Genomic DNA, 14,151 nt, shown 5'->3' on the forward strand with positions numbered 1-14,151 from the left:
ATCATGGTCCTGCGCCTCTCGCTGTTTTGCCTGTTGCTCACCGGCACACTCTCCGCGCAGCGTTCCGTACAACAGCTCGTTGCCGATTTTGCGGGGACGCAGGTGCTGGGCAAAGCCCTGGTAGCCGTGGACATCCGGTCGGTCGTCGATGGCCGCCAGCTTGCCTCCCATAATGCCGGGGTCGCCTGCATTCCGGCATCTACCCAGAAGCTCATCACGACGGCCGCGGCCATGGATCTCCTCGGAGCCGATTACCGCTTTCAGACCCGCCTCATCGCTTCCGGGCCCGTCACGGAGGGTACGCTCCGCGGCAATCTATACATCGTTGGCGGCGGCGACCCCACCCTGGGCAGTGAACGCATGGACGGCGCCGACGAACTGGAGGCCGTAGTAGAGCAGTGGGCCGCGGCCGTGCGCAAGCGGGGCATTACCCGGATAACCGGCGCGGTGGTCGGCGACGGCAGCCGTTACGGCACCGACGGCACCGGGCGCGGCTGGCCCTGGGCCGACCTGGGCAACTACTACGGCGCCGGCGCCTACGGCCTCAACGTCAACGAAAACAGCTACGAAATCACCTTTTCCCAACGGCCCGAGGTGGGCAGCACGCCGCCGGTACTGCGCACAGAGCCCGTTGTGCCCGGCCTGGAATTTACGAATGAGCTGAGGAGCGGGCCACGGGGCAGCGGCGACCAGGCCTACATCTACGGCGCCCCCTTCAACCATCACCACTTTATCCGCGGGAGTATTCCGGCGGGAACGGGCAGCTTCCGCATCCGTGGATCATTGCCCGACCCGGCCATGCTCGCCGCCCAACTGCTTAACCAGCGCCTGGAAACGGACGGGGTATCGATCATCGGCCCGCCGGCCACCCACCTCACCCTCGGCGGCTATACCGTTGGGGAGATGCTCGACGAACAGTACTCGCCTCACCTGAGTGAGATCGTAGACCGCACCAACCTGCAGAGCGTCAACCTCTACGCCGAGAGCCTGTTGCGGGAGATCAACAAGGTCAACGGACAGCCGGTGGAGGAATTGAGCTCGACCGACGTACTCGTAGATTGGCTCGGGAGCCAGGGCCTCGATACCGAAGGGGTCAATTTGCGCGACGGGAGCGGACTTGACCCCCGCAATTTTTTCTCACCGGCCTTCATGACGGCTTTCCTGGTGAGCCAGGCCGGGGCGGAGCGGTGGATCGAGAGCATTCCATTGGCCGGACGCACCGGGAGCCTGCGCAACGTCCTGCGTGGAACGGTCGCCGAGGGCCGCGTGCGGGGCAAGAGCGGGACGGTGAACGCCGTGCGTACCTACGCCGGCTACGTTGACCGGCCGGACGGCCGCAGATTAGCCTACAGCATCGCCGTCAACAACCACGACCTGCGCTCCAGCGTGGTGAACCGCCTCATCTACGACCTGATGCGCGACCTCTGCACCGCGAGCCTGTAAACGGCGGGTCCGTATCTTGCCCGCCGCTACCCCTGCCTACATGCGCTTTACCTTCCTTCTGCTGTGCTGCTTGCTGGTGTCCTGCCAGAATACGGATGGGCCTGCACCACCCACCGAGGACGTCTACGCCCCACCGGGAATGGTCGAAGCAGACCGCGAGCGGCACGTCTGGCAAAAGCCCGGGGTGGTTATCGAGGTACTGGGCGATATCGAGGAAAAGGTCATCGCCGATATCGGAGCGGGAGAGGGGTTCTTCGCCCGCCGCCTTGCCCCGCTGGCCGACCGGGTGATCGCCATCGAGATCGACCAGCGCTGGATCGATTACCTCGATACGGTGCGCATGACGGAACTGCCCGCCGCCCTACAGCCCCGCCTGGAACCCCGGCTGGCCCTGCCCGACGATCCCCTCCTGGCGGAAAACGAAGTGGATATCGTACTCTTCGTTAATACCCTTTACCTGATTGAGAACCAGGAGGACTACCTCCGCAAGCTCATACCCGCCCTGCGCCCCGGCGGCCGCGTGGTGATCGTAGACTGGAAAAAAGAAGACACCGCCCTCGGCCCCGACCCCGCCGACCGGATCGGATTATCGGCCCTGGCCGGGATACTGGAAACGGCGGGATTTGAGGTAGTCTCTACGGACAATACTACTCTCGACTATCAATACATCATGGTGGCCGAAAAGAAATGATCGCCAACCGGGGGCCAGTGCGGGGGCTCAGCTGTGGTCAAGCCACCGCAACAGCAGGGGGATCAGCAGCAGGTCGCTGATCAGGGCGCTCGCCAGCGTCAGACTGATCAGCAGTCCGATGGTCACGCTTGGCGGGCTGATGCTGAAGAGCATAACCAAAAAACCGAAAAATAGCACCACGGAAGTGAGCACGATGGCCTTGCCCGTCTCGCGAAAGGTCAGGTGAATGGCTTCCTGTACCGGCAGGCCGCGCCGGCGCGCCAGCTTGTATTTGGAGAGGAAGTGAATGGTGTCGTCCACCGCGATGCCGAAAATGACGGCAAAGACGATGCTGACACCGGCCTCCAGCTCAATTCCCAGGAAACCCAGCATGGCACCGGCAATGAGCAAGGGCAACATATTGGGAACCAGACTGATGATCAGCATCCGCCAGTTGCGGAACAACAGGGCCATCAGCAGACAGACGATCACAATGGCCAGGCCGAGTCCCTGTAGCAGGTTGCGGCGGATGTATTCGGCATTCTTGTCGATGATGAGGCCCGTGCCCGTACTGCGTACCTGGACCAGGGAGGTGTCCACGTTGGCGTTGATCCAGTCGTGGGTATTGTTGAGAAAGACCTTGATACTGTCGGCACCGATGTCGTCGAGTCGACTCGTGATACGGGCCTTCTGCCGGTCGCGGCTCACCAGCAGGTTCAGGTTGACGTCGGGGATGCGCTCGGCGAACCTGCGGTACTGTTGGTAGCGATCTTCCGTCGCGGGTAATACATAGGCGTCAACCCGGTTGTTGTTAAACGCCTGGTTGATGCTGCGGTACACCGCGGTAATGCTGGCCGTGCTCTGGACGAAGGGAAACTCCTTTACGTAGTCCTCAATCTTTCCGATTTGCTGCAGCACGGCAAAGTCCGTCACCGGACTACTGTCGCGGCTGGTGATGGCCAGTTCAAAGGGCCGGAAACCACTCAGCTCCCGCTCAAAAAATTGAAAGTCTTCGGTCACCTTGCGGTTCTTGGGCAGGGTGGATTCAATGCGGTAGTTGGTAGTGATCATCGAGATGCCCCAGAAGCAGAGTGCCACGGTTACTACGGCACCGACCTTGATGGCTGTTGCCCGGCGCTGGGTGAACTGGTAGGTGCGTTCCATCAGGCGATCCCAGAAAGCCTGTTGCCGCCCGATCTTCACGATCTGGTCGACCGACAGGTAGCTCAATAGGGAAGTGGTAAATAGTATGACGGTAAGGAAGGCGATCATCACGCCCAGCGCAGCGTTGATGCCGAAGTCGCGGATGGGATTGATCCGGCTGGTCAACAGGGTGGCGAAGCCGACGGCGGTGGTGAGGCTGGTGAGCAGGGTGGCCAACCCGATTTCCTTGATGGCCACGCGTATGGCGGCTTCCTTCGGCAATCCCTTACGCAGTTCGTCGATGTACTTCGACATGATGTGGATCACGTCCGACGTGCCCACGATGATCATCAACACCGGGTACAGGGCGGCAATGGCGTTGAGCTCTCGCCCCAGCAGGCCCAGGGTACCCATGAAAAGCAGCAGGCCCAGGGCGATGCTGACCAGCGCCACAGCGATCCCCAGCGGCCGTCGGAAGAGGAGAAACATGACGAACGACACCAGCAGACCGGAGATCACCGCCGAAACGATAACCTCACGTATCTGCATGGCCACCAGTTCCTTCTGAAAATACGCGGGGCCGAGGTAGTGGTAATCGGGAAAATTGTAGGTGGCCACCAGGCTGTCCAGCCCCTCAATGAGGGCCCGGCTCTGATCCAGGTTGATCAGGCTGGGTGTTTTGAGCACCGTCACTAGGGCGGTGCCGCGCCGGTTGATGAGGTTGCCGACGAAGCGCTCGTCGGCCATGATGCGGGCACTGTCGGCGGCGTAGCGGGCGGGGTCGTCGAGGTGGATCGCCGGAATGGTGGTGACGGCGAAGGGGGTCTTAATGGGGTAGCCGAAGGAAGTCAGGGACTGGGCGGCCTCCACGCCGGGCAGGTCACGGGCGGCCACCGAGAAGTCCTGCACCTGGGCCAGGAAACTGCTGTCAAAGACGGTCGGCTCCCGCTCCAGGGCTACCAACAGGAAGTTATCGTCGCCCTCAAACTCGTCGATGAACTCCAGGAAAAAGTCCAGGTCCTCATCCCCCCGGGGAAAAAACTGCTGAAAGTCAAACGTGAAATTGAGGCGGAAGCAGCCGTAAACGGCTACCGCCGCGTAGAGGGCAAAGAAGACGATGACCGGAAGGCGGTAGCGGCGCATGGGGGCTGGAGGTTCCCGTACTAAATCGCGCTACTTCGGGATTGTTGGACACCCCCGTGTAATCTTTACCGCTTCCCGCTGCGGCTGCCTTTGCGGTCCGATTTTCCGCCGCCGGATTTTCCGGCCCGGGCCTTGCGCTTGTACACGAGGTGCATACGGCTCTCCAGGGGGTTGGCGGTGTCCTCCTCGTAGCGTTCGCGGTTGAGGTAGGTCTCGCGGGCCAGGAAGAGCGCCGCCAGGAAGGAATCGGGGCTGGCCTGGTTCTTGCCGACCAGGTCGTAGGCGGTCCCGTGGTCTGGCGAGGTGCGAATGGCCGGCAAGCCGGCCGTAAAATTGACCCCCTTTCCAAAACTGAGGGCCTTGAAGGGAATCAACCCCTGATCGTGGTACATGGCCAGTACCGCATCGAATTTCTTGAACTTCCCGCTGCCAAAGAAACCATCGGCCGGGTAGGGCCCGAGCGCCATGATGCCGGCTTCCTTCGCCTGCTCTACAGCGGGCCGGACAACCTTCTCGTCTTCCGTACCGATGCGGCCTTCGTCGCCGGCGTGGGGATTGAGGGCCAGGACACCAATGAGCGGCTTTTCAATGCCGAAGTCGGCCCGCAGGCTGGCGTCCATGATCTTGATCTTTTCCAGGATTTTGGCCTGGGTAACCTGGCCGGCTACCTGGGAAACCGGGATGTGGTTGGTGACCACCCCAACGCGGAGATCATCGCTCACCAGGAACATCAGGCTTTCGTCTGCTCCGAGCTGCTGGGTCAGCATCTCGGTGTGGCCGGGGTAGGGGAAGTCGTCCTTTGGCATGACCGACTTATTAATCGGCGCGGTGACCAGCGCATCGAGGTGGCCCTCCTTGAGGTCGGCTACGGCCTTCTCCAGCGACCGGGCCGCCGCGCGACCGCCGGCGGCGGTCGCCTGCCCGGGGGTAAGTTCCACTTCCTGATCCCAGCACGATATGAGGCTGATGTCACCCTCCCCGGCCTCTTCCGCCCTGGTGATGAAAGTCAGGGTAAACGCCCCGTCGGTGGAGTAGGGCGCAAAGACGGCCTCCGAGGCATAAATTACCGGGGTGACCAGTTCCAGGATACCCCGCCGGCTAAGGGCCTTGACGATCACTTCGGGGCCGATGCCGTTGACATCGCCAACCGTAATTCCAATGCGAAGGGGATCCATGCGGTAGGGCTTGTTTGTATCGCGAAGGTAGGCCCTCCAGCTCCGGGAACGGTAAAGCCTCCGTAAGTTTGTGGCGTGAAGCCGTTGAGCGTTTTGTTGCTGTTCGTCGCAGTTGTGGGCACCGCCTGCGGCCCGGAGGAAAACGTTAGAGTGCAACTTACCCCGGACCAGCGGGATGCTTTCCAGGCGATCGCCGCGGCGCAAATCGATTCTTTGCGCCCCGTACTGGACAGCCTCTGCCAGGCTTCCTTCGCCGACCGCGTGGCTATCGCCACCGACAGCATCGTACAACGTCGCCTGGAGGAGGAAACCCGTCTGCGTACGCGCTTGCAGCAAATGACCGGCGAATGATCCGGTACCTGATCCTGCTCTGTCTGCTGGTCGCCGCCTGCCGCGAGGATGCCATTGACCCCCGCCAGCTGGTCGAGAAACGGGCCGCCGAACAGGTGGCGGCCATCCGCGCCAACCTGTTGCGCGATTGTGAGCGGAAGGTGCTCGAGGCAGCCGTCGCCCGCGCCGACTCTCTCCTGCTGGAAAGGGCGCGCAGCATGCGCCGAATCGCGGGACGACCCCCACGGCCCGGCCGACCCGGCGAACCACCCCCCATCCAGCTCTCCAAACCCCTGCCCCTGCGGCCACTCTTCCCCTTCGAAATTCGCTTCGACACCCTGTTGCGCGACAGTTTATTTCAGGACAGCCTGCGTCAGGACAGCCTGTTGCGCCTGGGCTTTCCCAGGTTAAACACTCAGGAATAAGGGTTGAGCACCCATAATAGGCAATTGGTTAGCCGGAACTGGCTTAGTGTAACTTATATACTTACAGGAAGGCAAAAGCAAGTGATTTTGTCACCTATTTGTTGCCTTATATCCTCCAAATGCATATATTTGCGGCATCACAGGCAATCGCCTCTCATTTGATGAAGGTACCTGTAGCCTACACTCAGGAATTTTTGTAACCTTTTCGAAGCCGGACCCGCTCCGGCTTTTTTTATGCCAGGATGTTGGCGGCGTAACCGTAGTGGCGCACACCCTCGGTGCCGTCGCGGCGATCGTGGACGTCGGCCAGGAAGAAGGTTCCCTGCTCGTGCTCGGTGACGTTATCGCGCAGGCTGCAGCGGTGGAGCTGCTCGTAGGTATCGTAGTCGATTTCCTGCCGGTTGTTCAGTCGAAGCTGTAAATCGAAGCCGGCTACGACCTCCCGCCAGCCTTCCTGCACCGTAGCCCCGAAAACCTTCGCCTTCGAGCCACTGCCATAGGCAAAGACCAGCAGATCCTTGCCCGCCAACTCCTCATCCGAATGGTAACCGGCCTCCAGGATGGCCATCAAACTGAGGAAGACGCTGGCGGAATACAGGTTGCCGACCCGCGAACTGGCCCAGTCGCCCGGGGCCAGGTGAGAGTCTACGAAACGGCGGTAGTCCTCGGTTTTGGTGACCGCCCGCAGGAATTCGCTGCACTTGGTCAGGTACTGCTCCCGATCATTGTAATCGTCGGCGCAGGGTACGTTGAGATCATTCTGGTCAATGAAGGATTCCCACTGCCGGGTAGCCTTGAGTTCCTCCATGAAGATCTCGGAAAACATCCGCCGGGCCTGGTAGGCGTAAGGCAGGTGGAAAGCCAGGGCGGCGTAGTCGGTTTGCAGGGTGCCGGCCTGCAGTCCGTGCCGGCGGCGATAGTCGATCAGGGCTTCACGGATGCGGGCCTGGTAGGCTTCGTTGCTGTAGGGGCCATCGAACACCGGGGTGTCCTTGTGCAGGGTGAGGAATTTCTCATTGCAGTCAAGGATGCCGTTCGTGGTCAGGCCATTGGTCAATTTTTCTTCCAGTTCGTCCAGCTGGTAGTCCTCGGCGGAGAGGTCGGGAAGCAGGTTGATCACCTCCTGCAGGATCTCCCGTTTGCTGACCTTGCGCTTGGGCTTGAAAAAATCGTGGGCCGGACGGGTAGCTACCCCGAAATCAGCATCGATGGCCAGCAGGCGGGGCGACTGCCGCACCAGCATGGCGACGGCACCGGCCCCCTGGGTGTACTCCCCCGTACTGCCCATTTCGTACTTGGCGCTGTCGCTGGTCACTACGATACCCACGCGATTGTCCTTGGCGGCTGCCCATTCCAGGCAGTTCTGTAGGGCATCCACGCCGCCGATGCAGGCGAAGGTGAGGTCCACCACGTCGCAGTGCAGAAAGCAGTTCGGCCCGTAGGCGTCGGCGAAGTGGTCGGTCAGCATATCCAGCACGTAGGTAGCCGTTGGCTTGGCACCGTCGAGGGCACTTTCGGTGCCCAGGTAGATACGACCGACGGTGCAGGGGTCCAGGTCGTTCTTGTGCATGAGGTCCAGCACCGCATTGGCGGCCATGGTGGCGGTATCCTCGCGGGCATCGGCCAGGGCCATCTGCTCCAGACCCAAGCCGTCCTTCAACTTACTGTAGGGGATGTTCCGTTTTTCCGCCAGCCTTTCTATGGGGAGGTAGAGCTGGGGGAGATAGGTGGAAAAGTCATCGATTCCGACGGTAGAGGAAGTGGCCATAGTGTTGGGTTTGTAGCTATGGTATTCAACGGCCACCCCCCGCCCATGGTTTATCCCTTTTGCGTTTAGGTCGTTATTGAGGTACGCGACAGTGGCGCAGGTACTCCAGTACCATGGCGGGTACCAGTTCGCCAATCAGACTGTGCCCGCAGTCGCGGGTAGTAATCAGGCTGGAGCCTTCCCAGTTTTTATGCATCTGGTGGGCGCCGCTAATGGGTGCCAGGTCGTCGCATTCGTCGTGGACGATGAGGCCCGGTACCCGGAGATTCTTGACGTATTTGACAAAGGAGATGTCGGTAAAACTCACGTCCAGCTTGCGCCGGAACTGGTAGTCGATGCCCTGCTTCACCTTGTCGTGTACGCCCACGAAATCACAGAACTTGTCGATAAAGTGCTCCAGCTCGCCGGGTACGGCCAGGCTGACCAGTTGCTGCGGCTGGTAAGCGGGGTTCATCTCCGTGAGGTAAAGGATGGCGGCCATCCCGCCGGCGGAATGGGCGATCCAGTAGTCGGGGGAAAAGTCGTGGTGCTCCAAATAGGCACCCAGGGCCTCGGCGTAAATCAGGGCACTGAAGCGGCGGCCGCGGCTCTTGCCGTGCGCCGGGGCATCGAAGGCGTAAATGGAATAGCCGGCTTTCTGCAACGGCTCGAAAAATTCGAACCAGCGGCCCGTGTGACTCTCCCATCCGTGGAGCAACAAGATGCTTGGCCCCTTTCCCGGCCAGTGGTAACATTGCAGGGTATTCCCCTGGGCCTCCACGGTGTAGTGCCGCGCTTTCTGCATGAAGGCGGTGCTCAGAGGCTCCTCGGCGGCCCGGCGGGGTTTGCTCAGCAGGTAGTAGCCGATCGCTCCCGCCTGGCGTCGCGACATCCGCGCCGTCCCGTTCAGGAGCCGGCGGATGCTACCGATGACAAACTTTTCTCTCCTGCCAGCCATGCTGAGGGTTGGGACCTTTTTGGGGACAAACTTAAAGTCCATTCCGGGAACTTGTGTATCAAACGGGTCGTTATCTCCACTCGCAACCCCAGACCATGCTTTCCACCCTTCCCCGCATCCGTCGGCTATACGTCCGGTCGTTCTCCGGACTGCCCCGGAAAGTGTGGCTGCTTTCGCTGGTCATGGTAGTCAACCGGAGCGGTGCCATGGTTATTGCGTTCCTGTCCGTCTACCTGGTCAACTCCATGGGGTATACGGCCACCGACGCGGGTTGGGTGATGGGAGCCTTCGGGGTCGGCGGCATCGCCGGCAACTACTTCGGTGGATTGCTCAACGACCGCTACGGATCCTGGCACATCATGATTTTCAGCCTCCTGATCGCGGGCCTGCTGCACATTTTGATAGGACAGGTCACTTCCTTTTGGCCACTGTGTATCTTGGTCTTCCTTACATCCCTCACCGCCGACGCTTTCCGGCCCGCCAACCGGGCCGCCATTGCCGTTTACGCCCCGCCCGAGCACCTGACGCAGTCGTACGGACTGCAACGGCTGGCCGCCAACCTGGGCTTCTCGGTAGGGCCGGCGCTGGGCGGACTGCTGATCACCACCTACGGCTACGAAAGCCTGTTCTGGGCGGACGGGATTACCTACTGGCTGGCGGCAATCCTTTTCCTGGTGGCCCTGCCGGCCGACGAAACGGCCCGTCCCCTGCCTTCTACGGCACCCGCGTCCGCGGCAGAAAAGGCACCACGCCCGGAAACCCGACCCGGCTACCGCCAACCGTGGCTGGTGCAAATGGTGCTGGCCAATACCCTGGTGATCATGTGTTTCTTTCAGCTCTTCAGCACGGTGCCCGTCCACCTGACCGCCAATGGCTACACGGAGGGGCAGTTCGGGCTGCTGCTGACGGTAAGTGGAGTGCTGATCGTACTCGTGGAGATGCCGCTGGTGTACTTAGCCGACCGCCGCTACCGGCCGCTCTTCGTGATGCTCACCGGCAGTGCGCTGATCACGGTGGGTTACTTTTTGTTGCCCGTGGCCGCGGTAGTGGGTTACAGCCTGCTGCTGGTGTGGATGGCCCTGATCACCTTCGGGGAGATCCTGCTGATGCCATTCACGGGGACCTATGTGGCCAGGCACGCGCCGCCCTCCCGCCGCGGTGAATACCTCGGTCTGCTCTCGGCGAGCTACTCCCTGGCCTTCGTGCTGACGCCGGTACTGGGTTTCCAGTTGGCGGAATACTTTGGTTACGCCAGTTCGATCTATACCATTTCCGGACTGGGGGTGGGGGGACTGCTGATCCTGCTGACGGTCGACCGGGCCCGCGAGGCCCGCAACCGGGAACTGGCCGTTAGGTGAGGGTGTCGATGACCGTCTTAAGGGTCACGAAGAAGGGTTCCCGCGCCTCGGGCGAAATGGCGTCGCCTTCGTCCTCGGACAGGGTCAGGTCTTCCACGAAAGCCAGCAATTCCTCTTCTCCGCTCTGCTCGAAGAAGGGCGTCAGTCGGTCGCGCAGGCTGGCCCCCTTGCTGGCGGCCATAATCTCATAGTTGCGTTCCTCGGCGGTGGCGATCGCGTCGCCGGTCACCTCCTCCAGGCCGGAGCGCTCATCGTCGACCGACTGGAAGATGACCAGGGCAGCAAACAACAGAAGCTCGCGCTCCCCCTCCGTAAAGGCCTCCACGTCCTCGTTGGTGAGGTACTCCATCAGCTCCGGCTGGCTCTCGGCGAAATCCTGGATCTGCTGTTCGTATTCTTCCCCGGCGCCTTCGAGGCGGTCGAGCGTACGGTCGATGGTGGCTTCGGAAATCATGGATCGGGGTAAGGGGTTAAATTAAGGGGGTGGGGCGGTCAGACCTGGTCGACGTGCTGCTTGACGAAGCCGAACCGACCGCCGGCCTCGTCAATGATGAGGAAGCAGAAGCTGTCCGGTTTATCCTTGTAGACATTGCGGAAGGGATCGATCTTCTCCTGGGTTACCACCTGCTTGACCACCAGTTCTTCCAGCGTCGTCAGGTTGATGGTCCAGACAAGCTCGCGGTTGGTCGGAACCTCCATCACGTAGATGCCGGGCAGGCTGTCCACGTCGTCGCCGGCGTAGGCCACGAAGATGGGGTAGTTGCTCACTTTCTCATCCACCACTGTGGTGGCCGCCTCGTGGAGGGGCGCGTGGTAGCGGGCAATGTCGGTCTGTAGCTGTACCCAGTGGGCGTCCGTCTGCATGGGGTTGGTTTTTAAGGGGCCAGGCGCTCGCGCTTCCATGGTCCGGCGGCGTCCCCCTCCGGGCGGAGGTAGGCGAGGCGGTCGTGGAGGCGGCTGCTGCGGCCCTGCCAGAATTCAATCATTTCGGGGACGACGACGTAGCCGCCCCAGTTGTCGGGCTTGGGCAGCACCTCGACGTCGCGGTATTCGGCTTCCAGGGCTTCCTTGCGCTGTTCCAGGAATTCCCGGTCGGGGATCACGTCGCTTTGCGGACTGGCCCAGGCACCGATCTGGCTCTTTTTCGGCCGGCTCTGGAAGTAGGCCGTGGAGGTTTCTTCGTCCAGTCGCTCCACGCGGCCTTCGATGCGTACCTGCCGCTGCAGTTCCAGCCAGTTGAAGACCAAGGCCACGTGGGGGTGGGCATCGATCTCCCGACCCTTGCGGCTGTCGTAGTTGGTGTAGAAGACGAAGCCCCGGTCGTTGACCTCCTTCAGCAGCACGACGCGGGCGGCGGGGTGGCCGTCCCGGTTGACGGTGGCCACGATCATGGCGTTGGGCTCGGGGCAATCGCTGTCTTGCGCCTCCTTGAACCAGCGGTCGAAGAGGGGGAAGGGCTGGTCGGGGGCGTCCGTTTCCAGCAGTTCGTCGGCTTGGTAGTCGACGCGGAGGTTCTTGGCGTCAATGGCCATAGGGAAGGGTTTTACCGCAGATCATGCGGGCGGCGGCGCGCGGGTCGCCAACCGGGAAACAGGAGCAAGGTCCTGCTGGTGCCCAGGATCCGCACGATCTGCGGGAAAAATTTACGCAGCGGCGCGCAGCACCTCCAGCATGCCGCCCTCCAGTTTGGACTTGGCGTAGACGGTGTCGATGGCGTAGTGCTTGACGTCCTTGCGGCCGGGCAGGTCGAACATGGCGTCCGTCATGATGGCTTCGCAGATCGAGCGCAGGCCGCGGGCACCGAGTTCGTACTCGAGGGCCGTTTCGGCGATGTACTGGATCACGTCGTCCGTGAAGGTCAGGTTGATGCCCTCCAGGCGGAAGAGGTGCTGGTACTGCCGCAGCAGACTGTTACGGGGCTCCACCAGAATGCGCTTCATGGCGTCAAGGTCGAGCGGGCGCAGGAAGGAGATGATGGGCAGGCGACCGATGAGTTCGGGGATCATGCCGAAGCGCTTCACGTCGCGGTGGGTGATGTACTGCAGCATATCCTCCTCCTTGATCTGCCGCTTGTTGGCGTTGCCGTAGCCGATGACCTTGGTGTTGGTCCGGCGGGCAATGATCTTTTCGATGCCGTCGAAGGCACCGCCGCAGATGAAGAGGATGTTCTGGGTGTTGACCTTTACGAGCTTCTGCTCGGGGTGCTTGCGGCCGCCCTGCGGGGGGACGTTCACGTCGGTGCCCTCGAGCATCTTGAGCATGGCCTGCTGGACGCCCTCGCCGCTTACGTCGCGGGTGATGCTGGGGTTGTCGCTCTTGCGCGCCACCTTGTCCATTTCGTCGATGTAGACGATGCCGTGTTCGGCGGCGGCCACGTTGTAGTCGCAGACCTGCAGCAGGCGCGACAGGATGCTTTCCACGTCCTCCCCTACGTAGCCGGCCTCGGTGAATACCGTGGCGTCAACGATGGCGAAGGGTACCTGCAGCAATTTGGCGATGGTCTTGGCGAGCAGGGTTTTACCGGTACCGGTGCGGCCCACGAGCAGGATGTTGCTCTTCTCGATCTGGACCTCGTCGTCGGTGGTGGCGGGATGCGACAGCCGCTTGTAGTGATTGTAGACGGCTACGGAGAGAATCTTCTTCGCTTCCTCCTGGCCGATCACGTACTTGTCCAGGTGCTCCTTGATCTGGCTGGGGATGATGGTCTTGGGAAGTTTGAATTCAAACTTCGGGGCCTTCACCTTCGGCTGGGTTTCCGGTGCTTCCGGGTTGAGTCCGCCGTAGAGCTCCTCGGCCACGATCTCCTGGGCCTGCTCTACGCAGACTTCGCAGATGTGAGCGTCCAGCCCGGCCACCAGGACCAGGGCGTCGCTCTTGTCGCGACCGCAGAAAGAACAGCGGAAATCTTGTCGTTTACCTCGCATCATGTAAGGGGGGTGTATATATCGGTGTATCGGTAAAAAACGGCGGGCCGGAAGACATGGAGTCTGTACGGCCCGCCGGATGAATCATTGGGAACAGGGTAGGGCGAGGGGCTATTTGGCGTCGCTCTTGTCCCGGTTCAGCACTTCGTCGACCAGACCGTAGCTGACCGCTTCGGTGGCCGTCATCCAGTTGTCGCGGTCGCTGTCCTTCTCGATCTCTTCAAAGGTACGGCCCGTATGCTTGGCCAAGATAGTATAAAGCTCCTCACGCAGTTTGGAGATCAGGCGGTAGTTGATCTCCATGTCGGAGAACTGACCCTGCATGCCGCCGCTGGGCTGGTGGATCATCACCCGGGCGTGGGGCAGGATGGAACGCTTGCCCTTCTCACCGGCGGCGAGCAGGACGGAACCCATCGAGGCGGCCAGACCGGTACAGATGGTGGCTACGTCGGGGGTGACGTACTGCATGGTATCGTACATGCCCATGCCGGCGATGACGCTGCCGCCGGGGCTATTGATGAACATCTGCACGTCGCGCTTCGGATCCACGGATTCGAGGAACAGCAACTGGGCCTGCACGACGTTGGCAACGTAATCCGTCACGGCTACGCCCATAAAGATGATGCGGTCCATCATCAGGCGGCTGAAAACGTCGAGGGCGGCCACATTCATCTGCCGTTCCTCGATCACGTTGGGGGAAAAGCCGGTCACCTGGGGGGTGGCCATGCTTCCTATGGTCTGGGCGTATTTCTCCAGGTGCATGGTACTCATACCCATATGGCGGGTAGCGTACTTCATGAATTCATCCTGGGGGACTTGGGGAGTCATAAGTTGT

At 61.3% G+C, this 14,151-nt stretch carries 14 protein-coding genes; 5 read left to right on the forward strand and 9 right to left on the reverse strand.

The genetic code is table 11. The features are described 5' to 3' along the window. Nucleotides 1-3: 3 nt before the first annotated feature. Both dacB and E4021_RS12830 read left to right on the forward strand, forming a co-directional pair. Entirely contained in the window at nucleotides 4-1,443 is a 1,440-nt protein-coding gene (gene dacB, locus E4021_RS12825; protein WP_136459761.1) for a D-alanyl-D-alanine carboxypeptidase/D-alanyl-D-alanine endopeptidase, read from the forward strand. 40 nt (nucleotides 1,444-1,483) lie between these two features. Continuing rightward, nucleotides 1,484-2,134, forward strand: a complete 651-nt coding sequence (locus tag E4021_RS12830; RefSeq protein ID WP_136459762.1) for a class I SAM-dependent methyltransferase — start codon at nucleotides 1,484-1,486, stop codon at nucleotides 2,132-2,134. 27 nt (nucleotides 2,135-2,161) lie between these two features. Here the strand turns inward: E4021_RS12830 and E4021_RS12835 are convergent, their stop codons facing one another. Both E4021_RS12835 and pdxA read right to left on the reverse strand, forming a co-directional pair. After that, nucleotides 2,162-4,399 carry an efflux RND transporter permease subunit gene (locus tag E4021_RS12835; RefSeq protein ID WP_136459763.1) on the reverse strand — a complete coding sequence of 746 codons (2,238 nt, stop codon included), beginning with the start codon at nucleotides 4,397-4,399 and terminating at the stop codon, nucleotides 2,162-2,164. A 65-nt stretch (nucleotides 4,400-4,464) separates the two neighbouring features. Beyond that, the gene (gene pdxA, locus E4021_RS12840; RefSeq protein ID WP_136459764.1) at nucleotides 4,465-5,574 is read right to left on the reverse strand and encodes a 4-hydroxythreonine-4-phosphate dehydrogenase PdxA; all 1,110 of its coding nucleotides are present in this window, start codon (nucleotides 5,572-5,574) and stop codon (nucleotides 4,465-4,467) included. A gap of 150 nt (nucleotides 5,575-5,724) precedes the next feature. Here pdxA and E4021_RS12845 point away from each other — a divergent pair, with 150 nt between their 5' ends. After that, nucleotides 5,725-5,925, forward strand: coding sequence for a hypothetical protein (locus tag E4021_RS12845; RefSeq protein WP_136459765.1), 201 nt, complete (start codon nucleotides 5,725-5,727; stop codon nucleotides 5,923-5,925). Then, on the forward strand, nucleotides 5,922-6,329 hold the full coding sequence (locus E4021_RS12850) for a hypothetical protein (RefSeq protein ID WP_136459766.1): 408 nt from the start codon (nucleotides 5,922-5,924) through the stop codon (nucleotides 6,327-6,329). The genes E4021_RS12845 and E4021_RS12850 overlap by 4 nt, the downstream gene beginning before the upstream one ends. Nucleotides 6,330-6,561: 232 nt before the next feature. Here the strand turns inward: E4021_RS12850 and E4021_RS12855 are convergent, their stop codons facing one another. After that, nucleotides 6,562-8,097, reverse strand: coding sequence for a hydroxymethylglutaryl-CoA synthase family protein (locus E4021_RS12855; RefSeq protein WP_136459767.1), 1,536 nt, complete (start codon nucleotides 8,095-8,097; stop codon nucleotides 6,562-6,564). A 73-nt stretch (nucleotides 8,098-8,170) separates the two neighbouring features. Then, nucleotides 8,171-9,034 (reverse strand): alpha/beta fold hydrolase, encoded by an 864-nt coding sequence (locus E4021_RS12860; protein ID WP_168797596.1) that lies wholly within the window; start codon nucleotides 9,032-9,034, stop codon nucleotides 8,171-8,173. Between the two features lie 95 nt (nucleotides 9,035-9,129). Here E4021_RS12860 and E4021_RS12865 point away from each other — a divergent pair, with 95 nt between their 5' ends. Continuing rightward, on the forward strand, nucleotides 9,130-10,392 hold the full coding sequence (locus E4021_RS12865) for an MFS transporter (protein ID WP_136459769.1): 1,263 nt from the start codon (nucleotides 9,130-9,132) through the stop codon (nucleotides 10,390-10,392). On the opposite strand, the gene E4021_RS12870 is transcribed toward E4021_RS12865, so the two are convergent. The 5 genes from E4021_RS12870 to E4021_RS12890 all read right to left on the reverse strand — a co-directional run bounded on the left by E4021_RS12870 (nucleotide 10,385) and on the right by E4021_RS12890 (nucleotide 14,144). Further along, the gene (locus tag E4021_RS12870) at nucleotides 10,385-10,846 is read right to left on the reverse strand and encodes a hypothetical protein (RefSeq protein WP_136459770.1); all 462 of its coding nucleotides are present in this window, start codon (nucleotides 10,844-10,846) and stop codon (nucleotides 10,385-10,387) included. The genes E4021_RS12865 and E4021_RS12870 overlap by 8 nt on opposite strands. Before the next feature lie 38 nt (nucleotides 10,847-10,884). Further along, nucleotides 10,885-11,256, reverse strand: a complete 372-nt coding sequence (locus E4021_RS12875) for a hypothetical protein (RefSeq protein ID WP_136459771.1) — start codon at nucleotides 11,254-11,256, stop codon at nucleotides 10,885-10,887. An 11-nt stretch (nucleotides 11,257-11,267) separates the two neighbouring features. After that, nucleotides 11,268-11,924, reverse strand: a complete 657-nt coding sequence (gene pdxH / locus E4021_RS12880) for a pyridoxamine 5'-phosphate oxidase (RefSeq protein WP_136459772.1) — start codon at nucleotides 11,922-11,924, stop codon at nucleotides 11,268-11,270. A gap of 111 nt (nucleotides 11,925-12,035) precedes the next feature. Further along, nucleotides 12,036-13,316, reverse strand: coding sequence for an ATP-dependent Clp protease ATP-binding subunit ClpX (gene clpX, locus E4021_RS12885; protein WP_136459833.1), 1,281 nt, complete (start codon nucleotides 13,314-13,316; stop codon nucleotides 12,036-12,038). A gap of 111 nt (nucleotides 13,317-13,427) precedes the next feature. Then, entirely contained in the window at nucleotides 13,428-14,144 is a 717-nt protein-coding gene (locus tag E4021_RS12890; RefSeq protein WP_136459773.1) for a ClpP family protease, read from the reverse strand. Between the last annotated feature and the right edge of the window lie 7 nt (nucleotides 14,145-14,151).

Source organism: Neolewinella litorea (genome assembly GCF_004803465.1).
Lineage (GTDB): Bacteria > Bacteroidota > Bacteroidia > Chitinophagales > Saprospiraceae > Neolewinella > Neolewinella litorea.

Excerpts from the sequence above, each read along its gene's own strand:
- dacB (WP_136459761.1), top strand. The coding sequence starts at position 4 with ATGGTCCTGCGCCTCTCGCTGTTTTGCCTGTTGCTCACCGGCACACTC.
- E4021_RS12830 (WP_136459762.1), top strand. The coding sequence starts at position 1,484 with ATGCGCTTTACCTTCCTTCTGCTGTGCTGCTTGCTGGTGTCCTGCCAG.
- E4021_RS12835 (WP_136459763.1), bottom strand. The coding sequence starts at position 4,399 with ATGCGCCGCTACCGCCTTCCGGTCATCGTCTTCTTTGCCCTCTACGCG.
- pdxA (WP_136459764.1), bottom strand. The coding sequence starts at position 5,574 with ATGGATCCCCTTCGCATTGGAATTACGGTTGGCGATGTCAACGGCATC.
- E4021_RS12850 (WP_136459766.1), top strand. The coding sequence starts at position 5,922 with ATGATCCGGTACCTGATCCTGCTCTGTCTGCTGGTCGCCGCCTGCCGC.
- E4021_RS12855 (WP_136459767.1), bottom strand. The coding sequence starts at position 8,097 with ATGGCCACTTCCTCTACCGTCGGAATCGATGACTTTTCCACCTATCTC.
- E4021_RS12860 (WP_168797596.1), bottom strand. The coding sequence starts at position 9,034 with ATGGCTGGCAGGAGAGAAAAGTTTGTCATCGGTAGCATCCGCCGGCTC.
- E4021_RS12865 (WP_136459769.1), top strand. The coding sequence starts at position 9,130 with ATGCTTTCCACCCTTCCCCGCATCCGTCGGCTATACGTCCGGTCGTTC.
- E4021_RS12870 (WP_136459770.1), bottom strand. The coding sequence starts at position 10,846 with ATGATTTCCGAAGCCACCATCGACCGTACGCTCGACCGCCTCGAAGGC.
- E4021_RS12875 (WP_136459771.1), bottom strand. The coding sequence starts at position 11,256 with ATGCAGACGGACGCCCACTGGGTACAGCTACAGACCGACATTGCCCGC.
- pdxH (WP_136459772.1), bottom strand. The coding sequence starts at position 11,924 with ATGGCCATTGACGCCAAGAACCTCCGCGTCGACTACCAAGCCGACGAA.
- clpX (WP_136459833.1), bottom strand. The coding sequence starts at position 13,316 with ATGCGAGGTAAACGACAAGATTTCCGCTGTTCTTTCTGCGGTCGCGAC.
- E4021_RS12890 (WP_136459773.1), bottom strand. The coding sequence starts at position 14,144 with ATGACTCCCCAAGTCCCCCAGGATGAATTCATGAAGTACGCTACCCGC.